General features: G+C 67.6%; 17 protein-coding genes. 11 read left to right on the top strand and 6 right to left on the bottom strand.

The window, feature by feature from the left end; genetic code table 11:
* Positions 1–30: 30 nt before the first annotated feature.
* Positions 31–1,464 (top strand): hypothetical protein, encoded by a 1,434-nt coding sequence (locus AC1RRR_RS16045; protein WP_492814592.1) that lies wholly within the window; start codon positions 31–33, stop codon positions 1,462–1,464.
* A gap of 62 nt (positions 1,465–1,526) precedes the next feature.
* Here AC1RRR_RS16045 and rpoD read toward each other — a convergent pair whose 3' ends face one another.
* Both rpoD and dnaG read right to left on the bottom strand, forming a co-directional pair.
* Positions 1,527–3,485: an RNA polymerase sigma factor RpoD gene (rpoD, locus tag AC1RRR_RS16040; RefSeq protein ID WP_492814590.1), complete on the bottom strand. Its 1,959-nt coding sequence runs from the start codon at positions 3,483–3,485 to the stop codon at positions 1,527–1,529.
* A gap of 414 nt (positions 3,486–3,899) precedes the next feature.
* A complete protein-coding gene (gene dnaG / locus AC1RRR_RS16035) occupies positions 3,900–5,837 on the bottom strand; it encodes a DNA primase (protein WP_492814588.1) in 1,938 nt (645 codons plus the stop codon).
* A 183-nt stretch (positions 5,838–6,020) separates the two neighbouring features.
* Between dnaG and AC1RRR_RS16030 the strand changes: the two genes are divergently transcribed.
* Positions 6,021–6,932, top strand: coding sequence for a BON domain-containing protein (locus tag AC1RRR_RS16030; RefSeq protein ID WP_492814586.1), 912 nt, complete (start codon positions 6,021–6,023; stop codon positions 6,930–6,932).
* Positions 6,933–7,082: 150 nt separating this feature from the next.
* Here the strand turns inward: AC1RRR_RS16030 and AC1RRR_RS16025 are convergent, their stop codons facing one another.
* Positions 7,083–7,670, bottom strand: a complete 588-nt coding sequence (locus AC1RRR_RS16025; protein WP_492814584.1) for a LysE family translocator — start codon at positions 7,668–7,670, stop codon at positions 7,083–7,085.
* Between the two features lie 230 nt (positions 7,671–7,900).
* On the opposite strand from AC1RRR_RS16025, the gene AC1RRR_RS16020 reads away from it, so the two are divergent.
* A complete protein-coding gene (locus AC1RRR_RS16020) occupies positions 7,901–9,862 on the top strand; it encodes a M61 family metallopeptidase (RefSeq protein WP_492814582.1) in 1,962 nt (653 codons plus the stop codon).
* A 175-nt stretch (positions 9,863–10,037) separates the two neighbouring features.
* On the opposite strand, the gene AC1RRR_RS16015 is transcribed toward AC1RRR_RS16020, so the two are convergent.
* The gene (locus AC1RRR_RS16015; protein ID WP_492814580.1) at positions 10,038–10,556 is read right to left on the bottom strand and encodes a hypothetical protein; all 519 of its coding nucleotides are present in this window, start codon (positions 10,554–10,556) and stop codon (positions 10,038–10,040) included.
* A 61-nt stretch (positions 10,557–10,617) separates the two neighbouring features.
* On the bottom strand, positions 10,618–11,175 hold the full coding sequence (locus tag AC1RRR_RS16010) for an alpha/beta fold hydrolase (protein ID WP_492814578.1): 558 nt from the start codon (positions 11,173–11,175) through the stop codon (positions 10,618–10,620).
* Between the two features lie 51 nt (positions 11,176–11,226).
* On the opposite strand from AC1RRR_RS16010, the gene AC1RRR_RS16005 reads away from it, so the two are divergent.
* A complete protein-coding gene (locus AC1RRR_RS16005) occupies positions 11,227–11,742 on the top strand; it encodes a hypothetical protein (RefSeq protein WP_492814577.1) in 516 nt (171 codons plus the stop codon).
* On the opposite strand, the gene AC1RRR_RS16000 is transcribed toward AC1RRR_RS16005, so the two are convergent.
* Positions 11,739–12,353, bottom strand: a complete 615-nt coding sequence (locus tag AC1RRR_RS16000) for a dihydrofolate reductase family protein (RefSeq protein WP_492814576.1) — start codon at positions 12,351–12,353, stop codon at positions 11,739–11,741. The two genes, AC1RRR_RS16005 and AC1RRR_RS16000, sit on opposite strands and share 4 nt — an antisense overlap.
* 104 nt (positions 12,354–12,457) lie before the next feature.
* Between AC1RRR_RS16000 and AC1RRR_RS15995 the strand changes: the two genes are divergently transcribed.
* The 7 genes from AC1RRR_RS15995 to AC1RRR_RS15965 all read left to right on the top strand — a co-directional run bounded on the left by AC1RRR_RS15995 (position 12,458) and on the right by AC1RRR_RS15965 (position 22,577).
* Positions 12,458–12,946: a winged helix-turn-helix transcriptional regulator gene (locus tag AC1RRR_RS15995; RefSeq protein WP_492814574.1), complete on the top strand. Its 489-nt coding sequence runs from the start codon at positions 12,458–12,460 to the stop codon at positions 12,944–12,946.
* A 47-nt stretch (positions 12,947–12,993) separates the two neighbouring features.
* A complete protein-coding gene (locus tag AC1RRR_RS15990) occupies positions 12,994–14,061 on the top strand; it encodes an SEL1-like repeat protein (protein WP_492814573.1) in 1,068 nt (355 codons plus the stop codon).
* A gap of 116 nt (positions 14,062–14,177) precedes the next feature.
* The gene (locus tag AC1RRR_RS15985; RefSeq protein WP_492814572.1) at positions 14,178–16,595 is read left to right on the top strand and encodes a glycoside hydrolase family 3 N-terminal domain-containing protein; all 2,418 of its coding nucleotides are present in this window, start codon (positions 14,178–14,180) and stop codon (positions 16,593–16,595) included.
* A gap of 140 nt (positions 16,596–16,735) precedes the next feature.
* Positions 16,736–18,637 (top strand): sialate O-acetylesterase, encoded by a 1,902-nt coding sequence (locus tag AC1RRR_RS15980; RefSeq protein ID WP_492814571.1) that lies wholly within the window; start codon positions 16,736–16,738, stop codon positions 18,635–18,637.
* Complete coding sequence (locus AC1RRR_RS15975) at positions 18,637–21,423, top strand: glycosyl hydrolase 115 family protein (RefSeq protein ID WP_492814569.1); 2,787 nt, start codon at positions 18,637–18,639, stop codon at positions 21,421–21,423. Before AC1RRR_RS15980 ends, AC1RRR_RS15975 begins: the two co-directional genes overlap by 1 nt.
* 66 nt (positions 21,424–21,489) lie before the next feature.
* Positions 21,490–21,879: a group III truncated hemoglobin gene (locus AC1RRR_RS15970; RefSeq protein ID WP_492814567.1), complete on the top strand. Its 390-nt coding sequence runs from the start codon at positions 21,490–21,492 to the stop codon at positions 21,877–21,879.
* Positions 21,876–22,577: a 2OG-Fe dioxygenase family protein gene (locus AC1RRR_RS15965; protein ID WP_492814565.1), complete on the top strand. Its 702-nt coding sequence runs from the start codon at positions 21,876–21,878 to the stop codon at positions 22,575–22,577. Before AC1RRR_RS15970 ends, AC1RRR_RS15965 begins: the two co-directional genes overlap by 4 nt.
* The last annotated feature ends 76 nt before the right edge of the window (positions 22,578–22,653 follow it).

Raw genomic sequence — 22,653 nt, 5'->3', positions numbered from 1 at the left:
ACCACATGACCGCAAGGGGTGCGAGCGGACATGAGCCAGCACGAACGTCAGAACAAGATCGTTCTACAGTCGCTCTATAGCGGCAAGGCACAGCCACGGAACGCCGCCTTCTTTGATCACCTGCTCGCCCAAGCCCGGTCAGACGTGCTTCTGGCGCTACTTTTCGGCAATACCGTCGTCGCTTCCGCCGAGAGCTTTTACGACTCCCCGATCGCCATCCAGATATTCGGGGAGCTGTTTCAGGCGATCGACTTGGATTTCTGCCGGACACACGGCTGGAGACCCTTGGAACTGCAGATCGAGACCCGCACCAGCGCCGTTTCCCCCCAGGAGTTCCTTGTGGAACGATGGGCCAATCCAAAGCTACCGTTTTCAATGTTCCGGGTAGATGATCCCGATCTCGATCCGGACGACATCGACAGAGCTCGTCACGCCGCCCACCAAGCCATGATGGCGAAAAGCTACAAGGCTCTGCCGAAAGCGATGGAAAAGCTGTTCGCCCCTCACGTTATTCTGTCCACCGGGCCGGGTGGGGATTTCTTTGTCGGCTTACGCGATAGTCTTCTGAACAAAAAGATGCCCGCTCACCTGGAGCGTATCGATGCCTACCTCATGGAGTTTGGAGAATTTCGGTCGCTGGATGAGAGGATTTTCCTGAAAGCGGTAAGATCGTTCTCGCCGGCCGACGTGATCGAACAGCGCAGTCGACGCCTGATCAGCCCACACCATCGCGATATCCTTACGGAAACCAATTCAGAGTTCGTGGCAAAGTACTCCCGAGCAGTACCCATGGGCCTCTTCTTCCGTGAAGGTCCTCTCATTTATGGCGAGAACTTCGAACTCGCCCGCTTCTGGGTCGAACACGACTGGCACCTCAATCGCCTGGATGCCTATGGGGCTCAAAACTGCATCAGCTCGTCGGATTATCTGCGGCGTGAAACGCTCGATGCTCACACTGATCGAAACGTATTTTATCGTGGCCACGCCCAGTTCAGCGACGCTCCCGTTTCGATCACCGAGCGCTACTTTGAGCTCGACTGGAGCGTTTTTAAGAAGGTCGTCGAAGACGATGATTGGCGGCAGGCGGCCTTCGACGCCAGTGAGGCCCATACCGAGGAAGAACTCGACGTGGCCGCCAAGCGCATGCTCGAAGTTCTAAGCAAGAAACTGACGGATTTTCACCTGACCGAGAAGGATGGCATGGTCTCGATCTGGGGGAGGAATATCGCCCTCCTTTCCGGTGTCACGGGCGGTTGCCTGGCGACCATCGGCTGCATATGGGCCAGAGGCGCGTTTGCCGTCACCAGCGCGGGGATAGCGCTGCAATTCGCAAAGAACGCTAAGGATATGTGGGAGCAATTCGGCTTACCCACGGTGACCTTTGGCATTGACGGAGCCGTACGCCGGCACATCTCAAAAACGGTCGTGCAACGCCGTTACCTCCCCGCGCAGGCATCCTCTTAGCAGAAACAAAAACGCCCCCGTCCTGCGACCGGGGCGTCTTCGTTTGTGGCTCTCGCCGGCTCTTACGAGTCCAGGAAGCTCCGCAGCTTCCGGCTCCGGCTCGGGTGCTTCAGCTTGCGCAGCGCCTTGGCTTCGATCTGGCGGATGCGTTCGCGGGTGACCGAGAACTGCTGGCCGACTTCTTCCAGGGTGTGGTCGGTGTTCATGCCGATGCCGAAGCGCATGCGCAGCACGCGTTCTTCACGCGGGGTCAGCGAGGCCAGCACGCGGGTGGTGGTTTCCCGCAGGTTGGACTGGATGGCCGCGTCGATCGGCAGGACGGCGTTCTTGTCCTCGATGAAGTCGCCCAGGTGGCTGTCTTCCTCGTCGCCGATCGGCGTTTCGAGCGAGATCGGCTCCTTGGCGATCTTCAGGACCTTGCGGACCTTTTCCAGCGGCATGGCCAGCTTTTCGGCCAGCTCTTCCGGGGTCGGCTCGCGGCCGATCTCGTGCAGCATCTGGCGGCTGGTGCGGACGATCTTGTTGATCGTCTCGATCATGTGCACCGGGATGCGGATGGTCCGCGCCTGGTCGGCGATCGAGCGGGTGATCGCCTGGCGGATCCACCAGGTGGCGTAGGTCGAGAACTTGTAGCCGCGGCGATATTCGAACTTATCGACGGCCTTCATCAGGCCGATATTGCCTTCCTGGATCAGGTCCAGGAACTGCAGGCCGCGGTTGGTGTACTTCTTGGCGATCGAGATCACGAGGCGCAGGTTGGCCTCGACCATTTCCTTCTTGGCCTGACGGGCTTCGCGTTCGCCCTTCTGGACCGTCTGGACGATGCGGCGATAGTCGTCGATCGGCACGCCGGTCTCGGTGGCCAGGGCGGCGATCTCGCCACGGATGTCGGTCACCGACTGGCTGTCGTTCTCGACGAACTTGGTCCAGCGTACGCCCATACCCTTGACCTGATCGCCCCAGTTCGGGTTCAGCTCCGAACCGAAATAGGCCTTCAGGAACTCGCCGCGGCTGATGCCGTAGCTGTCGGCCAGGCGCAGCAGGCGACCTTCCAGGCCGATCAGGCGCTTGTTGATCGCATAGAGCTGCTCGACCAGCGCCTCGATGCGGTTGTTGTTCAGCTTCAGCGTCTTCAGGTGCTGGATGATCGTCTGCGACAGGCCTTCATAGGCCTTACGATCGGCGTCGGTCAGGTCCTCGCCCTTCAGGCGGCTGCCGACCAGCTTGTCCTGCAGCTTGCGGAAGCTTTCGAACTCGCTGGCGATGGCGTCCAGGATGGCCATGACGCCTTCGCGCAGTTCGCCTTCCATGGCGCTGACGGTAGGACCGGCGCCATCGTCGAAGTCGTCCTCGTCCTCGCCTTCGGCGCCCTCGGGCTTGGCCTCGCCGGCTTCGTCGTCGACGGGTTCGGCCGGCTCGGCCTCCTCGTCGGCGGCCGGCTGGGCGGCGACGCCGTTGATGGCGGCGTAGGTGCCTTCCAGGTCGATGACTTCACGCAGCAGGATGCGGCCGGTGCCCAGTTCCTCGCGCCACACCATGATGGCTTCGAAGGTCAGGGCCGACTCGCACAGGCCGCGGATCATGGTGTCGCGGCCGGCCTCGATGCGCTTGGCGATGGCGATTTCGCCTTCGCGCGACAGCAGCTCGACCGAGCCCATCTCGCGCAGGTACATGCGCACGGGGTCGTCGGTGCGGTCGTAGGCGGCCGGCTTGTCGCTGGTGATGACGGCGGTGTTCTCGTCGCGGGTGGCGACCTCGCCGCCTTCCGAGCCTTCGGCGTCTTCTTCGGCCTCGACCACGTTGACGCCCATCTCGCTCAGCATGGCGAGGGTGTCTTCGATGGCGTCGGGGCTGACTTCCTCGGACGGCAGCACCTTGTTCAGCTCGTCCATCGTGACGTAGCCGCGGGCCTTCGCCTGCTTGATGAACTTCTTTACGCCGGCATCGGTCAGGTCGAGCAGAGGACCGTCACCACCGGTGGCTTCGGGCGCTTCCGTCTCGGCCGAGGAATTGTTGCTCATCAAGCTCTCCGAAATCGACACCGCTGGGCTCTAGCAAGAGCGGCGCCGAAAAAATCCGTTTCGAAAAGGACTGTCTCGCCGGCCGGCGCTGTGACTCAGCGCACTCCCAATGATCACGTTCCCGTCAGAAGTCGCCTAAGCGCGCCCTTTCCGCCATGTACGAACGCTCCGCGGGAAACCCGGCGGAGGCCCAAAGGCGTGGGCGCGGCCTGGCGTCTTCCCTGATCGGGTCGACGACCGCTGGGGACCTGGGGCGGCAACGAGGGTGACATCCTGTTTCGGTATAGGGCGCGCGCAGCGGCGGCCCGAGCGATGTCAGTCAGTTGCTTGGCAGTTCCTTGAGTCGGCATGTGGCTTTGGGTGACGCCGGTGTCAAGATGGCACGGGTCACTATCGCAAAATTTGCAACTCTAATTACTGCGCCCGCCAGAACTCCAGATTGCTGATCTGGCGCTGCAGAACGGCGATCCGGTCGCGCAGGTCGCGGGTGGCGGTGAGGCTGGCGGCGGTGACTTCCTCGCGGCGCATGCCGTCCAGGGCCCGCTCGGAATCGGCGATCTCGATCACCGCCTCATAGCAGGCGGCCCATAGGGCGCGGGCCTTGGCCGGGTCGAAGCGGGCGTCCAGGAACGGCGCGTCGGCGACCGCCAGGCGCTCGATCTCGGCCAGCGGCTCGGAGAGGCCCTTGCGGCTCAGGCGCTCGCGCAGCGGGACGTCGTCGCCGTGGTCGTCGCACAGGGCCATGAACAGCTCGTGCGACAGGGGCTTCAGGCGCGGATCGCCAAAGCCCACCCGCTCGATCGCCTCGTCATAGGCCCGCGCCCAGCCCGGGTGGTCGATGGCGGCCAGGGCGATGGCGGCGTGGAAGGGCTTGATGCGGCCGGTGATCTGCACGCGGGCGGTCGGACGCAGGCCCGGATCCGGCGGCTCGCGCTTGCCGTTCTTCCAGGTCCCGCCCCCGCTGCGGGGCGTGAACGGCCGATCGCGGAAACCACCGCCGCCCCCGCCATTGTAGCCACCGCCATAGTCGCCGCCGCCACCGCCGTCCTGGGGCGGCCGCCGGCGCTGGAAGAGCTCGTCATAGCGTTCGCGCAGGTCGTCCTTGTAGGCCTGGGCCAGGTCCTTGTCGGCGATGGTCCCGGCCGCCGCGCGCAGGCGCTGGCGCAGGCCGGCCTTGCGCTCGGGCGTGTCCAGCTCCTCCAGATCCCGCTCACGCTCGAACAGGGCGACCACGAAGGGCTTGGTGTCGGCCAGTTGCTCGCGCAGGGCGTCGGGGCCCTGGTCGCGCAGCACGTCGTCGGGGTCCTTGCCGCCGACCGGCATCGAGAAGCGGAACGAACGGCCGGGCTTGAGCAACGGCAAGGCGCGGTCGATCGAACGGTGGGCGGCGCGCTGGCCGGCCTTGTCGCCGTCGAAGCACAGGGTCGGCTCGGGATGCAGGCGCCACAGGGCCTCCATCTGCTCCTCGGTCAGGGCCGTGCCCATGGCCGCCACGGCCGGCACATTGGCGCGCTGGCAGGCGATGACGTCCATATAGCCCTCGACCACCACCATCGGCGTGCGCGCGTTGGGCGCTGCCGACTGGTTGGCGTGCAGGATCTTGCGGGCCTCGAACAGGCCGTACAGCACCCGGCTCTTGTGGAAGAGCCCGGTCTCGGGACCGTTCAGATATTTGGCGCGGGCGTTGGGATCCATGGCCCGGCCGCCGAACGACACCACCTTCCCGCGGCTGTCGGTGATCGGGAAGATGATCCGATCGCGGAAGCGGTCATAGGGTTGGCCGCCGTCCTCGGGCGCGATCAGCACCCCGGCGTCGACCAGGTCGCCCGGCTTGGCGCCCTTGGCGATAAGGTAGTCCTTCAGGCCCGTGCGGTTATTGGGGGCGAAGCCGATGCTGAAGCGGCTCCATTCTTTCTCCGGCAGGCCGCGCTTTTCCAGATAGGCGCGGGCGGCCTGGCCGACGGGGCGACGCAGCTCGGCCTCGAACCATGCCGAGGCCAGCTCCATCCAGTCGCCCAGGGAAGAGCGCTTCTGCTCCTCGCGGGCCATCTGCGGGTCGACGGCGGGCAGGCTCATGCCGGCCTCGGCCGCCAGCCGCTCGACCGCCTCGGCGAAGGTCAGCCGCTCGGTCTCCTGCAGGAAGCTGATGATGTCGCCGTGCTTGCCGCTGGAGAAGCAGTGATAGAAGCCCTTCTCGTCGTTGACGAAGAACGACGGGCTCTTTTCCTTGGTGAACGGCGACAGCCCCGCATACTCGCGCCCCTGCCGCCGCAGCTTCACCGACTTGCCGACGACGTCGGACGGGCGAAGGCGGGACTTCAGTTCTTCGAGGAAACGATCGTCGAAACGCATTGAGGGGCGGTCAATAGGGCCAGCGGATATGTCTGTCAGGCATATTGTTTGTAGGCCCAATAATTGGCCCGACAATCCGTCGCGGCAAGCTGAGCGCTAGGAACACCGACTCCGGCCGTCCGTTTTGAGAGCCGGGGCGCCTCGACGCGCCCGCAGCTTCCCAGAACGCCACGGAGTACACCCATGCCCCAGAGATGGAATGACCGCGAAGGCCGCTTCGACGTCGAGGCCGACGGCGATTTCGACCGCAACCGCCAGGACCGTGACCGTGATCGCGGCTACGGCTACGACGCCCAGCGCCGCCCCGGCCCGGAACGCTCCAGCTACGCCAATTCCGGCTATGATCGCTCGTACGGGCAGGACGCCCCGCGCGAGAGCTATCGCGGCCCGCGTCGTGGCGGCAGCGAGTTCCTGCGCGCGGCCCAACAAGGCGGCGACATCGGCTATGGCCGCATACGCTCGGGCGCGGACTACGGCGGTGGCGCTGGCGGCTACCAGTCGCCCGGCGGTTACGGCCGCGTGGGCGGCCACGACTTCGGCGGCGCGACCGGCGACTACGGCTCCAGCGGCTATTCCAGCCGTACGGCCGACTATGGCGACGAGCGGTATTTCGACCACCACGACCGCGACCAGGAAGCCCGCGAGCGCAGCTATCGCGGGGCCTACGGCAATCATGACCCCTACCGCTCGTTCGGCCCCGGCCGGCGGCAGGAGGAAGATCGCAGCTGGTTCGACCGGGCCCGCGACGAGGTCTCCTCGTGGATGGGCGACCAGGACGCCCTGCACCGCCGCCAGGAAGACGGCGCCCATCGCGGCCGCGGCCCCAAGGGCTATCGCCGCTCGGACGAACGCATCCGCGAGGACGTCAGCGACCGCCTGACCGACGACAGCTGGCTGAACGCCAGCGACGTCGAGGTCTCGGTCTCGGACGGCGACGTCACCCTCACCGGCTCGGTCCGCTCGCGTGAGGACAAGAAGCGCGCCGAGGCGCTCGCGGAGAGCGTGACGGGCGTCGACAACGTCCAGAACAATCTGCGTATTGATCGCGGGACCGGGACGACGGCGACGACGGTGCCGCTGTCGGATCCGCTGTAAGGCGCGGCGATCAAAGACTCTCCTCCCCCGCTGGGGGAGGTGGCCCGTAGGGTCGGAGGGGGCAGCGCGGCCTATGCCGAGCAGCCCCCTCAGTCGGCTTCGCCGACAGCTCCCCCAGCGGGGGAGCAGATTTCCTGTGCTAGCGCCGCCCTACCCCACCACCGCCATCCCCGCCGCCGCCAGGATCGCGCCGCCCATGGCCCAGTTCATCACCCGCTGGCCCTTCGCCGACAGCTTCACCCGGCCCAGCACCACGCCCAGCGCCAGCCAGGCCAGGTCGACCACGACCATCACCGCCACGCACAGCGCCCACTTCACCGGCGCGTCCCAGCGCGGCGACGCCACCACGAACGAGCCGAACAGCGAGACGAAGGCCAGATAGGCCTTGGGGTTGGCCGCGCCCAGCACGAACCCTCCCATGAAGGTCAGGCTGGCCGAGGTCCCGCCGCCGACCTCGCCTTCCGGCGGCGCGGTGGCCACGCTCCAGGCCAGCCAGACCAGATAGCCGATCGACACCACGGTCAGGGCCAGCCGCAGCATCGGCGCGGCGGCCAGCAGCGAGGCCAGGCCCGCCGCGCTCAAACCCGCCGCCGGGGCCAAGCCCACCTGCATGCCGGCATAGAGCCGCAAACCGCCGGCCAGCCCCAAGGTCCGCCCCGCCACGATTAGCGCCGCGATCCCCGGTCCCGGCGAGCCCAGCAGGGCTGTCGCCGCCAGCACGAACAGAACCGCTTCCATCACCCGCCTCATATGACATAAAGATATATGCATATCTTTATGTCATATCTGAAACCCTTGTAAACCGGGCCTCCCGATTGCGCGCGCGTCGCTTTGTTTCCATCCGGAAACGGAACGACGCTCCGCGTACCCATGTTCTGCATACGGAGACGAACTTACCCTCGACAAGCACAGGTTAACGGCACAAACATCCCGGCTTCTTTGCCGCGGGAGGGAGCCCGCGCGCCGCATTGGGGTGTTTCGTGAAAGCGCTGTTCTTCTCCGTTTCCGTCCTGTCGCTGGTCGCGACCGCCGCCATGGCTCAGGTCCCTACCCCTGGAGCCAACCAGCCGATGCCGGAGTCGGCCTTGGCGACCCCGCCGATCGAAGCGCCGCGCGACGTGCCCTTCGCCGGCACGGTGAAGGTGGCCGTCGACGCCACCGACCTGGACCGCAAGATCTGGAACGTCACCACGACCATGCCGGTCAGCAAGGCCGGCGACTTCGTGTTCCTGTATCCGCAGTGGGTCCCGGGCGGTCACTCGCCGCGCAACGACCTGGACAAGCTGGCGGGCCTGGTGGTCACGGCCAACGGCAAGCGCATCCCCTGGACCCGTGACGTCGTGTCGGTGAACGCGTTCCACGTCGACGTCCCAGCCGGCGCGACCGAGCTGACGATCAGCTACCAGTTCCTGACCGCCGTCGAGGCCAAGGTCGGCCGCACGGAAGTCACGCCCGAGATGCTGAACCTGCAATGGCTGCAGGTGACGATGTATCCGGCCGGCTACTACACCCGCCAGATCCCGATCGACGCCAGCGTCAAGCTGCCCGACGGCTGGAAGCTGGCCACGGCGCTGGAAACCGCCAAGACCGACGGCGCCACGACCACCTTCAAGACCACCACGGTCGAGACCCTGGTCGACTCGCCGATCTTCGCGGGCAAGTACTTCAAGTCGATCGACCTGGATCCCACCGGCCCCGCGCCCGTGCGCCTGAACCTGGTCGCCGACAGCCCCGAGCTGCTGGAGGCCAAGCCCGAGCAGATCCAGGTCCACAAGGACCTCGTGCAGCAGGCCTACAAGCTGTACGGCTCGCACCACTACGACCACTACGACTTCCTGGTCTTCCTGTCGGACAAGATCGGCGGCATCGGCCTGGAGCACCACCGCTCGTCCGAAAACCGCGTGGTGCCGAAGTACTTCACCGAGTGGGACAAGAGCTTCGTGGGCCGCGACCTGCTCAGCCACGAATACACCCACTCGTGGAACGGCAAGTTCCGCCGCGCCGCCGACCTGTGGACCCCGAACCTGAACGTGCCGATGCGCGACAGCATGATGTGGGTCTATGAGGGCCAGACCCAGTACTGGGGCAACGTCCTGGCCGCGCGCTCGGGCCTGCTGACCAAGCAGCAAGCGCTGGACAGCCTGGCCTCGACCGCCGCCGCCTACGACAACCGTCGCGGCCGCGACTGGCGTCCGGTGCAGGACACCACCAACGACCCGATCATCGCCAACCGCAAGCCACTGTCGTGGCTGTCGTGGCAGCGCAGCGAGGACTACTATTCCGAGGGCCTGCTGGTCTGGCTCGACGCCGACACCCTGATCCGCGAGAAGACCGGCGGCAAGAAGTCGCTGGACGACTTCGCCAAGGCCTTCTTCGGCGTCGACAACGGCTCGTACGTGCCGCGCACCTACACGTTCGAGGACGTGGTCAGCACCCTGAACGGCGTCTACGCCTATGACTGGGCCACGTTCCTGAAGACCCGCATCCAGGACGTCCAGGAAAAGGCCCCGCTGGATGGCTATGCCCGCGGCGGCTACAAGCTGGTCTATACCGACACGCCCACCGAGTTCATGAAGACGGCCGAGACCAAGGCCAAGAGCACCGGCCTGCCCTATTCGCTGGGCCTGTCGGTGGGCTCGGACGGCGTGCTGACCGACGTGCAGTGGGGCGGCCCGGCGTTCAAGGCCGGCCTGACCCAGGGCCTGACGGTGGTCGCGGTCAATGGCGAGGCCTTCGACGGCGACAAGCTGAAGGCCGCCGTCACCGCCGCCAAGACGCCGGAGAACCCGCTGGTCGAACTGCTGGTCAAGGACGGCTCGCGCTACCGGATGGTCAAGATCGACTATCGCGGCGGCCTGCGTTACCCGCGCCTGGAGAAGATCCCCGGCGTGCCGTCGCGCCTGGACGACATCCTGACGCCGCGCAAGTAAAAGACGAGAAGGTCGCCGCCAGGTTGCGAAGCGTTCGCAGCCTGCGACGATTTGGGGAAGCGCGGGAAGACGACCGGTGTGTCATCTTCCCGACTGTTCAATCCCTCTGAACGCGTACCGAAAAGGGCCCGCTCCCTCTCCCAAGGCGGGCCCTTTTTTGCGTCTGGAGTCTGGCTTAGTCGGCGACGGGCGGCGGCGTCAGCGGGGACGGCAGCTTCACGTCCTGGTCGACATAGGCCGTCATGACGGTGCCCTTCTTCATGCCGACATCCTTGCCCTTGATGAAGGGCGCGGCCGGCCAGAACAGCAGCGTCGTCACGACGGTGGCGCCCACGCGGGTCTCGCCCTTGGCGCCCCGGTTGGCCCGCAGACGGACGCGGTCGTCGCCGATCTTCATGTAGAGCAGGCGCACGTTCAGCTTGCCGTTCTTGCCCAGCATGCCGTTGTCGCGGGCCTCGACGACCTCGCCCACGCCACGATAGCCGGCGCGCAGGATCGTGCCGTCCGGCAGCTTGACGTCATCGTCCAGGCTGATGGTGAAACGGTCGCCTTCCTTGGCGACCGAGCTGGAGAGCGAATCCTCGAGACGCATCGCCACTTCCGTGCCCTCCGGAATGACGATCTCGGCGGCGAAGGCCGACGTGGACACGAGCAGCGCCAGGCCGCCCAGCGCGGCCGCAAATCTAACTTTCATGGTTCCCCCCGGAAGTTGTTCGCAAGGCTTATGGCCAAGCTGGCGTTGAGTCCAGGCAGCGCTACCGAACTTGGGGTAGCGCTCGGATGTCGGCCGCCACCTCGGTCAGGTCGTCGTTCAGCTGATGATCGCGGCCGGGCAGCCGGCGGGCCGCGGCTTGGGGGATCGCCTTGGCGTAGAGGTCCAGATGCTCGGGCGGCACGTCGCCATCGGCGTCGCCCTGGTAGAGGCGGACGGGCATGCCTTCCGGCAACTTGGCGCCCAGGTCGGCGATCGCGATGCCGTCGTCCTCCCAGCCGCCTTCGCCGAAGAACGGCGCGGCGATCAGGAACACGGCAGCGGGTCGGTTGGCCGGCGGCGTGCGGGCCAGGGCGCCGGCGATGGCCGTGCCGCCGAACGAGTGGCCGACCAGCACGACGCCCTCGCCCATCGTCTCCAGCGTCTGGCTGATGGTCTCGCACCAGCGGGCGAAGTCGGGCTCGCCTTCGTCGGGCATCGTCGGATACTGAACCACGTAGGCGTCGCCCAGTTCGCGGCGCAGGCTGTCGACCAGCCTGCTGTCCCAATCGGCGTGCGTGCCTTCGCCGGCGCCCTGGATGAACAGAATCTGCGTCTTCATGGCGTGTCCTTTGGTGTCTGGCCGGTTATCTGTCGGCCGTGGGTTCAAAGATTGAGTCTGACGATGCCGGACTGTCCGGAACTGCTGCGCATCACCACCGAGTACGTGGTCGTCGAGGACCGCCTGCGGCTGTCGGGCGCGACGGCCGACGACCAGACCGTGGTGTTGTGGCTGTCCCAGAGGATGATGAACCTGCTGATCCCGCAGCTGACGGGATGGCTGGAGCAGCAGGGCGGGACCGGCGGCGAGGCGCTGCAGGAGTTCGTCCAGCAGGCCGCCGAGGCGTCGCTGGCGGCCGAGCCGGCAGTGCGGCCCGTCGCCTCCGAGACGACCGCGCTGGTGGTCACGGTCGACATCCTTGTCCGCGCGGACGGCGCGACCCTGGTCTTCAAGACCGAGGACAACACCCCGCTGGCCAGCCTGCCCTTCCCAACCGAGGCCCTGCGCCAGTGGCTGGGCATCGTCCGCAATCAGTACGTCGCCGGCGAGTGGCCGACGACCGCCTGGCCGGCCTGGATGGACGAGGCGCACATCGCGCCGCCCGCCCAGACCACCGCCCTGCATTAGCCCGTCTTGCGCAGCGACATGTGCGCCGCCCGCGACGAGGGCGTGTAGTCGGTGACCTCGTAGCCCAGCGCCAGCAGGTCCAGCCCCGCCAGCAGCGGCTCGCCCCGGCCCAGCAGCACCGGCGTCACCACCAGGTGCAGTTCGTCGATCAGGCGCTTTTCCAGATACTGCCGTACGGTCGAGGCCCCGCCGCCGATGCCGACGTCCTGCTCGCCCGCCGCTGCTCGGGCCTGCTCCAGCGCCGCCTCGATCCCGTCGGTGATGAAGTGGAAGCTGTTGCCGCCCTCCATCTCGAATGACGGCCGCGCGTGGTGCGTCAGGACGAAGACCGGCGCGTGATACGGCGGATTCGGGCCCCACCAGCCCTGCCAGTCGAAGTTCGACCAGTCGCCCCGCTCGTGACCGAACATGTTGCGACCCATGATCCAGGCCCCGACGCCGTCGGTGATCGCGTCGGCGAAGCGCTGGTCGACCGGATCCATCTGCGCTGCGAAGGCCCACCGATGGAGGTCCTCGCCGCCCACGCCCAGCGGATCCTGCAGCGACTGGTCGGGGCCGGCGGCATAGCCGTCCAGCGAGATGCTGAAGTTGCGAACGCGAACCTTGCCCATGGCGGCCTCCTCGAATGGACTGGCAAAACCGATTGCAATTTGAAACTGGTTGCATCCTGCATATCCGATTGTATTCTGCAACCGGTTTTTGCGAGGACGTGGTTTTGGTTGACGACCAAAGATCGGGCTGCCCGATCAACCTGACCCTGGAGGCGCTGGGCGATCGGTGGAGCCTGATCGTCATCCGCGACATCATGTTCGGCAACAAACGCCACTTCCGCGAACTGCTGGCCGGCTCGCAGGAGGGCATCGCCTCCAACATCCTGGCCAGTCGCCTGAAGAGCCTGGTCGAGGGCGGCCTGTTGTCGAAGGCCGACGAGCCCGGCCACAAGCAGAAGGTCCGCTACAGCCTGACCGAAAAGGCTATCCAGCTGGTGCCGATGCTGGCGGTGATGGGCGCCTGGGGCCGGCGGCACATGCCGGTGACGCATGAACTGTCGGTGCGCGCCGAACTGCTCGAGGATGGCGGTCCGGCGCTATGGAACGGCCTGATGGACGAACTGCGCGTCCTGCACCTGGGCGCGCCCCTGCCGCCCGAAGGCCTGACCGTCTTCCGCCAGCTGCGCGAGGCTTACGAGGCCGCCTGCGCCTAGTGGCCGGCTTCTTGCGAAGCAGGCCCCCGTTGAACGGGAGTAGACAGTTGCGTCCTGAAGTCGTGTCAAAATGGCTGCGCGCGTCCCTGGCCGGGACGATGCTGGCGGCTGCGTTGACGGGCTCGGCCCTGGCGCAATCGACACCGGTTCAGGCCGCCGATCCGGTCGACGCCGCCTTCCAGACCCGCGACTACGCGACCATGCTGACCCTGCTGCGACCGGCGGCCGAGGCGGGCGACCCGCAGGCCCAGACCCGGCTGGGCCTGATGTACTATCAGGGCTGGGGCGTGCCGCGCGATATCGACAAGGCCCAGGCCCTCTATCAGAGCGCGGCCGACAAGGGCTGGGCGCGCGCCATGTACGCCCTGGGGCGTCTGTATCAGCGCGGCGACGGCGTCCCCGTGGACAACGCCAAGGCCCTGTACTGGCTGGGCCTGGCGGCCGAAGCCGGCGACCGGCCCGCCGCCTTGGCGGCAGGCGACCAGGCCTTCGACATGAAGGTCTATGGCAAGGCCGCGCGTTGGCTGCGCATGGCGGCTGACCAGGGCGACGCCAAGGCGATGTTCGCGTTGGGCCTGCTGTATGCCGACGGCCTGGGCGTTCCCAAGGACAGGCCGGCCGGCTTCGCCCTGATCCGTCGCGCGGCCGAGAGCGGCTACGCCTTCGCCCAGGCCGCCGTCGGCGAGATGTACGTCCTGGGCGAGGGCGGCGTCGCACCCAACCCCGCCGAGGCCTTCACCTGGTACAGCCGCTCGGCCGCCCAGGGCGAGCGCGACGGGCTAACCGGCCTGGCCGAGGCCTATGCGCTGGGACGCGGCGCCCCGGTCGACCTGGCCAAGGCCGCCGGCCTCTACGAACGGGCGGCCGACGCCGGCGTCGGTCTGGCCCAATGGCGGCTGGGCCAGATGCTGCAGGCCGGGCGCGGCGTGCCCAAGGACACGGTCGCGGCCTACAAGTGGCTGTCGCTGGCGCTGAAGGCCAACAACCACTCGGCCATCGACTATCGCGACGCCGCGCTAGCCTCGCTAGACGCCCTGGCCGTGGAGATGAGCGACGACGAGATCGCCCGCGCCCAGGCCCTGGCGGCCAACTGGACCCGACGCCCCGGCGATTGAATGAGACCGGTACCATTTCGGTCTTGAGTGGTCTGACAACTACCCCCATAGTGCCAGGCAACGGGCGGCCGCTCAGAGCCGCTACAGCCATTGCGCAGCCTCGGGGAAACACCAGGATGACCACCACCCTCACCCGCCGCCTGTTCGGCGCGAGTCTCGCGGCGCTGTCCGCCGCCGCCATGCCAGGCCTCGTCCAGGCCGCCGAGAAGGCCGCGAAGAAGGGCGACAAGCCGCTCTACAAGGACGCCAGCCAGCCGATCGACGCCCGCGTCCAGGACCTGCTGGGCCGCATGACGCTGGAAGAGAAGGCCGCCCAGCTGATCGGCATCTGGCTGACCAAGGCCAAGATCCAGACCGACGCCGGCGAGTTCTCGGCCGAACAGGCGGCCAAGAACTTCCCCAATGGTCTGGGCCAGATCTCGCGTCCGTCGGATCGCAAGGGTCTGAAACCCGCCACGGTGGTCGACGCGGCGGCCGGCGCCGACGATGGCGCGACCAACCGCAACGCCAAGGAAACCGCCCGCTACACCAACGCCGCCCAGAAGTGGGCCGTGGAAAAGACCCGCCTGGGCATCCCGCTGCTGATGCACGACGAGGCCCTGCACGGCTATGTCGCCCGTGACGCCACCAGCTTCCCGCAGGCCATCGCCCTGGCCTCGACCTTCGACACCGAGCTGACCGAGAAGATCTTCGCCGTCGCCGCCCGCGAGATGCGCGCCCGGGGCTCGAACCTGGCCCTGGCCCCCGTGGTCGACGTGGCCCGCGACCCGCGCTGGGGCCGCATCGAGGAGACCTATGGCGAAGACCCGCACGTCTGCGCCGAGATCGGCCTGGCCGCCATCCGCGGTTTCCAGGGGACCACCCTGCCGCTGGCCAAGGACAAGGTCTTCGTCACTCTCAAGCACATGACCGGCCACGGCCAGCCCGAGAACGGCACCAATGTCGGCCCGGCCCAGATCGCCGAGCGCACCCTGCGCGAGAACTTCTTCCCGCCGTTCGAGCGCGCGGTCACCGAGCTGCCGGTGCGTGCGGTCATGCCGTCGTACAACGAGATCGACGGCGTCCCCTCGCACGCCAACCGCTGGCTGCTGACCAAGATCCTGCGCGAGGAGTGGGGCTACAAGGGCTCGATCCAGTCCGACTACTTCGCGATCAAGGAGCTGATCGCCCGCCACAAGCTGACCAACGACCTGGGCCAGACGGCCGTTATGGCCATGCATGCCGGCGTTGATGTCGAGCTGCCCGACGGCGAGGCCTACGCCCTGATCCCGCAGCTGGTGAAGGACGGCCGCATCCCGCAGTTCGAGGTCGACGCCGCCGTGGCCCGCGTCCTGACCATGAAGTTCGAAGGCGGCCTGTTCGAGAACCCCTACTGCGACGAGAAGACCGCCGACGCCAAGACCGCCACGCCCGACGCCGTCGCCCTGGCCCGCGAGGCCGCCCGCAAGGCCGTGGTCCTGCTGAAGAACGACAAGGGCCTGCTGCCGCTGGACGGCAAGAAGGTCAAGCGCGTCGCCCTGCTGGGCACCCACGCCAAGGACACGCCGATCGGCGGCTATTCCGACATCCCGCGCCACGTGGTCTCGATCCACGAGGGCCTGACCGCCGAGGCCAAGGCGCAAGGCTTCCAGCTCGACTACGCCGAGGCCGTGCGCATCACGGAATCGCGGATCTGGGCGCAGGACGAGGTCAAGCTGGTCGACCCGGCCGTCAACGCCAAGCTGATCGCGGAAGCCGTCGAGGTCGCCAAGAACGCCGACGTGGTGGTCATGGTGCTGGGCGACAACGAGCAGACCAGCCGCGAGGCCTGGGCCGACGCTCACCTGGGCGACCGTGACAGCCTGGACCTGATCGGCCAGCAGAACGACCTGGCCAAGGCGATCTTCGACCTGGGCAAGCCGACCGTGGTGTTCCTGCTGAACGGTCGTCCGCTGTCGATCAACCTGCTGGCCCAGCGCGCCGACGCCATCATCGAGGGTTGGTACCTGGGCGAGCAGACCGGCAATGCCGCCGCCGACGTGCTGTTCGGCCGCGCCAATCCGGGCGGCAAGCTGCCGGTCAGCATCGCCCGCGACGTCGGCCAGCTGCCGATCTACTACAACCGCAAGCCCACGGCCCGCCGCGGCTATCTGCTGGGTGACACCAGCCCGCTGTATCCGTTCGGCTTCGGCCTGTCGTACACCAGCTTCGACATCTCGGCCCCGCGCCTGGCCAAGGCCAAGATCGGCACGACCGAAAGCGTCAAGGTCGAGGTCGACGTCACCAACACCGGCAAGGTCGCCGGCGACGAGGTGGTGCAGCTGTACGTCCACGACGAGGAGGCCAGCGTCACCCGTCCGGTGCTGGAGCTGAAGCACTTCAAGCGCGTGACGCTCGCGGCGGGGGCCAAGACGACGGTGACCTTCGAGATCAAGCCGTCGGACCTGTGGATGTGGAACCTGGACATGAAGCGCGTGGTCGAGCCGGGGGACTTCAAGATCCTGGTGGGTCCGAACTCGGTGGACCTGAAGACGGCGACGCTGACCGTCGTCTAGTAACTCTGCTCCCCTTTTGGGGGAGCTGTCGCGGAGCGACTGAGGGGGCAGCTCGGCTTAGGCGGAGCTAGCCCCCTCCGGTCCTCCGGACCACCTCCCCCAAGAGGGGAGGAGATATAAAAACAGGGAGGAGAACACCCATGCGCCGTTTCGCGCCGATCCTGCTGGCCGCCCTCGCCGCCTCGCCAGCCTCCGCCCAATCCCTCCTCAACGGCCTGTTCTCCGACCACGCCGTCGTCCAGCGCGACCGCCCCCTGCCCGTGTTCGGCACGGCCAAGCCTGGCGAGACCGTCACCGCCGCCTTCGCCGGCCAGACCCTGACCGCCAAGGCCGACGCCACCGGCGCCTGGCGCGTCGACTTCCCGGCGACGCCCGCCGGCGGTCCCTACCAGATCACCGCCTCCAGCCCCTCGGCTGCCGCCAAGGCCTCCGACGTCCTGGTCGGCGATGTCTGGCTGTGCTCGGGCCAGTCGAACATGGAGATGCAGGTCAGCGCCTCGGGCGACGCCTGGAACCAGATCAACAACGGCGCGCCCAACGACACCATCCGCATGGCGACGATCGAGAAGGCCGACGGCCGCGCACCGGCCGCCGACTACAAGAAGCCGCCGGCCTGGAAGCCCACCAACAAGGACACGGTCGGCGCCTTCTCGGCCGCCTGTTTCTACTTCGCCCGCGAACTGCAGAAGACGCGGAAGGTCCCGCTGGGCCTGGTCCACGCCTCGTGGGGCGGGTCCGGCATCGAGGCCTGGATGACCCCCACCGCCCTGCGCAAGGTCGGCGGTTATGACGACGCCATCGAGACCCTGAACCTCTCGATCAAGGACCCCGTCGCCGCCAACCGCCGGTGGGGCGAGACCATCAAGGGCTGGTGGACCGCCAAGAACCCCGGCGTCACCGCCACCCCGTGGACCGGCGCCGGCGCCTGGACGGTCGCGCCCGACGGCCTGGGCGTCTGGGAGCGCTGGGGCGTGCCGGCGCTGGCCGACTTCAACGGCGTGGTCTGGTTCAAGGCCGAGGTCGAGCTGACCGCCGCCCAGGCCAAGCAAGGCGCCGTGCTCACCGTCGGCCAGGTCGACGAGATGGACACCACCTACGTCAATGGCGTCGGCATCGGCGCGACCTCGGGCGCGTGGCTGGACCGGACGTATCCGCTGACCGCCGGAACGCTGAAGGCCGGCAAGAACACCATCGTGGTCTCGGCCTACGATACCTACGCCAATGGCGGGATGTACGGCGACGGCGCCAAGCGCGCCCTGACCCTGGCCGACGGCACGCGCCTGCCGCTGACCGCCTGGACCTACCAGATCGAGCCCAAGACCGGCCCCAACCAGCCGCGCGCGCCGTGGGACACCCTGGCCGGCGTCTCGACCCTGTACAACGGCATGCTCGCGCCGATGGGTCCCTACGCCTATGCCGGCGTCGCCTGGTACCAGGGCGAGACGAACGTGGGCCGCGACCAGACCTACGCCCCGCTGCTGAACGCCTTCATGGCCGAGCGCCGTCAGGGCCAGGCCGCCGACATTCCGTTCCTGGTGGTGCAGCTGGCCGACTACGGCGCCTTCGCCGAGCAGCCGGGGGCTTTCGCCACGGCGGCGCTACGCGACGCCCAGCGCCGCGCGGTCGTCGCCGACAAGCACGCCGGCCTGGCCGTCACCCACGACATCGGCAATCCCTACGACATCCACCCGAGCGAGAAGCAGGAGGTCGGCCGCCGCCTGGCCCTGGCCGCCCGCCGCGTCTACGGCGAGGCCGTGACCACGGGGCCGGAGGTCGTCTCGGCCAAGCGCGCGGGTGACACCGTGGTGGTGACCTTCGCCCAGGTCGGCGGCCGTCTGGTGACGCGTGGTAGCGACAAGGTCATCGGCTTCGAGCTGTGCGATAGCGCCTGTCACTGGGCCGACGGCAAGATCGACGGAAATACGGTGGTGCTGACCGGCGCGGGAACCAAGGTCCGCTTCGCCTGGGCCGACAGCCCGACCTTCAACCTGTTCGACGCGTCGGGCCTGCCGGCGGGGCCGTTCGAGATCGGGGTTCAGTAGTGCGTCACGCCGTCTCCGCCCTGGCCCTCGCCGCCAGCCTGGCCTTCGCGGTCCCGGCCTTCGCCGCCGAGCCCGCCGCGATCTCGCTGAGCGCTTCGGCCGACGCCTTCCCGTTGATCGCCGCCGGCAAGACCGCGCGGATCGAGTACGACCAGACCGACTTCCCCGGCGCCATCCGCGCCATCCAGGGGCTACGCGACGACCTCGCCGCGCTGTCGGGGGCCGCCGCCCCGGCCAAGGACGCGCCGGTCGTGATCATTGGCACGATCGGCAAGAGCGCCGCCATCGACGCGCTGGTCGCCTCGGGCAAGCTGGACGTCTCCAAGGTCACCGGCCAGTGGGAAGCCTTCGTCCAGCAGGTGGTCGAGAACCCCCGCCCCGGCGTCGCCCGCGCCCTGGTCATCGCCGGCTCCGACAAGCGCGGCACGATCTTCGGGGCCTATGACCTGTCCGAACGCGCCGGCGTCTCGCCCTGGACCTGGTGGGCCGATGTGCCCGTGCCTAAGCGCACGGACGTCTTCGTCGCCCCCGGCGCCAACATCCAGAAGCCGGCGGTCAAGTATCGCGGCATCTTCCTGAACGACGAGAACCCCGCCCTGTACGGCTGGGCCAACAAGACGTTCGGCGGCTTCAACCACGCCTTCTACGAGCGGGTGTTCGAGCTGATCCTGCGGCTGAAGGGCGACTATCTGTGGCCGGCCATGTGGGGCAAGTCGATCTATGACGACGACCCGATGAGCGCGCCCCTGGCCGACCAGATGGGCGTCGTGCTGGGCACCTCGCACCACGAGCCGATGAGCCGCGCCCATGTCGAGTGGGAGCGCTACGGATCGGGCCGCTGGGACTACGCCAAGAACCCCGAAAAGCTGCGCGAGTTCTGGCGCGAGGGCGTCACGCGGATGGGCGCCAACGAGAGCCTGGTCACGGTCGGCATGCGCGGCGACGGCGACGAGCCGATGAGCGAGGGCACGGCCACCCAGCTGCTGGAAACCATCGTCGCCGACCAGCGCAAGATCATCGGCGAAGTGACCGGCAAGGACCCAGCCAAGACCCCTCAGGTCTGGGCGCTCTACAAGGAGGTCCAGGACTATTACGACGCCGGCATGCGGGTGCCCGACGACGTCACCCTGCTGTTCGCCGACGACAACTGGGGCAACATCCGCCGCCTTCCCGAGGTCGGTAAGACGCGGCCCGGCGGCTACGGGGTCTACTACCACTTCGACTATGTGGGCGGTCCCCGGAACTACAAGTGGCTGAACACCAACCAGATCGAGCGCACCTGGGAGCAGATGAAGCTGGCGTCCGACTACGGCGCGGACCAGCTGTGGATCGTCAATGTCGGCGACCTGAAACCCATGGAGCTGCCGACCGAGTTCTTCCTGGATTATGCCTGGAACCCAGCCGCAATGCCGGTGGAGGCTCTGCCGGCCTACACCAAGGGCTGGGCGACCCAGCAGTTCGGGCCCGAGCGCGCGGGCGAGATCGCGGCGCTGCTGGACGGCTACACCAAGCTCAACGCCCGGCGTAAGCCCGAGCTGATCAATGAGGCGACCTTCAGCCTGGTCAACTTCCGCGAGGCCGAGCGGGTCGAGGCGGAATGGGCCGCGCTGGAGAAACGCGCCGACGCCCTGCGCGCGGTGGTCCCGAAGGACCAGGACAGCGCCTTCTTCCAGCTGGTCTGGTTCCCGATCAAGGCCAGCGCCAACTTCAACCGGCTGTACATCGCCACGGGCCGCAACCGGCTCTATGCCAGCCAGGGTCGGATCGCCGCCAACGCCCAAGCGACGCTGGTGCAGAACCTGTTCGACCGCGACGCCGAGCTGACCCGCCAGCACGACGCGATCAATGGCGGCAAGTGGGTCCACATGATGGACCAGACCCACATCGGCTACACGATCTGGCAGCAGCCGGATGCGAACATCATCCCCAAGACCGAGCGGGCCGATCCGACCGGCGGCTTCGGCGTGGCGCTGGAAGGCGGGGCCGAGACCTTGCCGCCGCTGACCCGCTGGGGTCCGCAGGGCCGCTGGATCGACGTCTTCACCAAGTTCGCGCCGATCCGGCCCAAGGTCTCGGCCGACGTTCCGTGGTTGAAGATCGGCAAGAGCCCCGCCAACGCGCTCGGCGACGTGCGCCTGGAGGTCTCGGTCGACTGGGCCAGAGCGCCGAAGGGTGATCACACCGCCACCGTGACCGCGGTCGACGGCGAGACCAAGACGGTCGCCGTCCAGGTCTCCAACCCCGACCGCAAACCGGCCAAGGGCGCCTTCGTCGAGGCCAGCGGCCTTACGGTGATCGAGGCCGAGCACTATGCGACGGCGACCGGCGGCGTCTGGAAGGTCATCCCGAACCTGGGCCGCACCCTGTCGGGCGTGACCAGCTATCCCTCGACCGCGCCAGCTTCGACGCCGGGCAAGGGGGCGCCGTCGCTGGACTATCTGGTCGACTTCGAGAAGGCCGGGCCCGTCGACCTGACCGTGCTGGTCTCGCCCACCCTGGACTTCCGGGGCGGCAAGGGCCTGGCCTACGCCGTCTCGATCGACGACGGCGCGCCAGTGGTGGTCAACAGCCAGCCGGACCTGTCGAACAAGGCCTGGGACAAGGCCGTCGCCGACAACGTTCGCAGCCAGACCACGACGCTGAACATCCCCTCGGCCGGCCCGCACAAGGTGCGACTGTGGCGGGTGGATCCGGGCGTGGTGTTCCAGCGCCTGGTGCTGTCGCGGGGCGCTGTGCCGGCGAGCTATCTGGGTCCGCCGGAATCCGTCCGGGCGCCCCTTAAGTAAGAATCCGAAGTGAAGTTTGATCCACGCGGGGTTCAGTCCACGGCCTGAAAGACCCATGTTCCGCCCATGGCTGTTCCCCCGCCCCAATTCACCGATGACGAGATCGACCGGCTGGTCGAGACCTTCTACGCGCGCATCCGCCGGCACCACCGCCTGGGGCCGATCTTCGAGAACGCGATCGGCGAGGACGGCTGGCCCGCGCACCTGGCGACGCTGAAGGACTTCTGGTCGTCAGTGCTGAACACCACCGGCCGCTACAAGGGCCAGCCGATGGTCGTGCACCAGCATGTCGAGGGCCTGACCGAAGGCCTGTTCATGCCCTGGCTGAACCTGTTCCATCAGACCTGCGTCGAGCTGTTCGACGCCCCGCGCGCCGCCATCGTCGGCCAGAAGGCCGAGCGCATCGCCGCCAGCCTGAAGCTGGGCCTGTTCTTCAAGCCGGATGCGGTCGCTTGAGCGCCCTGTCCGAGGAAGGCTTCGTCCGGTTCGAGGCCGACGAGACGAAAACGCTACTGGGCCCGGCGGCCACGGCCGCGTGGACCAGTTTCGCCGACAGCTGGAATGACCTGCCGCTGGACGGCTTCATGGCCGACGGCGGGCGGTATCGCCGGCGCCGGTTCGCGGCGTTCTCGGCCTCGCCCCAAGGCGTCGAGCGCAAGCCCCACCAGCCGCACTGGCAGAGCCGCGACTACAACCCGCTGAACGGCGGCGTGCAGCGCTGGTTCGAGCCGGTCACCGACACGATCGCCGAGCATCCGGTGACGCAGGGCGTGATCCGCGCCGGCCTGGAGCTCTTCCACCCGATCACCTCGCTGGCCCCGGCCGCCTGGCACGTCGAGCTGCACCAGTTCCGCATCGAGGCCCGCGCCGGCGAAGAGGGCCAGCCCACGCCCGAGGGCGCGCACCGCGACGGCGTCGACTGGGTGATCGTCATGCTGGTCGACCGCCAGAACGTCGACAGCGGCGTCACCGACATCTTCGCCCCGGACGGGACCAGCCTGGGGTCGTTCACGCTCACGGCGCCCGGCGACGCGGTGTTCCTGGACGACCACCGCGTGCTGCACGGCGTGACCCCGATCCGGCCGCTGGATCCGGCCCAGCCGGCGGTGCGCGATGTGCTGGTGGTGACCTACCGCCGCGAAGAAACCGGTTAACCAAACACCCGCCAAGGTTGCCGCTGCGACCGCTTGTCGCATGCGGACTGTGATCACGACGTGCCACGGTGAGGTT

The sequence above is a fragment of the Caulobacter sp. GW821-FHT12D05 genome, from assembly GCF_058807295.1.
Note: the sequence above shows the minus strand (reverse complement) of the source record. Positions and strands in the feature narration are given on the sequence as shown.

Bases quoted from the DNA above. Each gene is read 5' to 3' on its own strand.
- AC1RRR_RS16045 (WP_492814592.1), top strand. From the start codon at position 31: ATGAGCCAGCACGAACGTCAGAACAAGATCGTTCTACAGTCGCTCTAT.
- rpoD (WP_492814590.1), bottom strand. From the start codon at position 3,485: ATGAGCAACAATTCCTCGGCCGAGACGGAAGCGCCCGAAGCCACCGGT.
- dnaG (WP_492814588.1), bottom strand. From the start codon at position 5,837: ATGCGTTTCGACGATCGTTTCCTCGAAGAACTGAAGTCCCGCCTTCGC.
- AC1RRR_RS16030 (WP_492814586.1), top strand. From the start codon at position 6,021: ATGCCCCAGAGATGGAATGACCGCGAAGGCCGCTTCGACGTCGAGGCC.
- AC1RRR_RS16025 (WP_492814584.1), bottom strand. From the start codon at position 7,670: ATGGAAGCGGTTCTGTTCGTGCTGGCGGCGACAGCCCTGCTGGGCTCG.
- AC1RRR_RS16015 (WP_492814580.1), bottom strand. From the start codon at position 10,556: ATGAAAGTTAGATTTGCGGCCGCGCTGGGCGGCCTGGCGCTGCTCGTG.
- AC1RRR_RS16010 (WP_492814578.1), bottom strand. From the start codon at position 11,175: ATGAAGACGCAGATTCTGTTCATCCAGGGCGCCGGCGAAGGCACGCAC.
- AC1RRR_RS16000 (WP_492814576.1), bottom strand. From the start codon at position 12,353: ATGGGCAAGGTTCGCGTTCGCAACTTCAGCATCTCGCTGGACGGCTAT.
- AC1RRR_RS15985 (WP_492814572.1), top strand. From the start codon at position 14,178: ATGACCACCACCCTCACCCGCCGCCTGTTCGGCGCGAGTCTCGCGGCG.
- AC1RRR_RS15980 (WP_492814571.1), top strand. From the start codon at position 16,736: ATGCGCCGTTTCGCGCCGATCCTGCTGGCCGCCCTCGCCGCCTCGCCA.
- AC1RRR_RS15970 (WP_492814567.1), top strand. From the start codon at position 21,490: ATGGCTGTTCCCCCGCCCCAATTCACCGATGACGAGATCGACCGGCTG.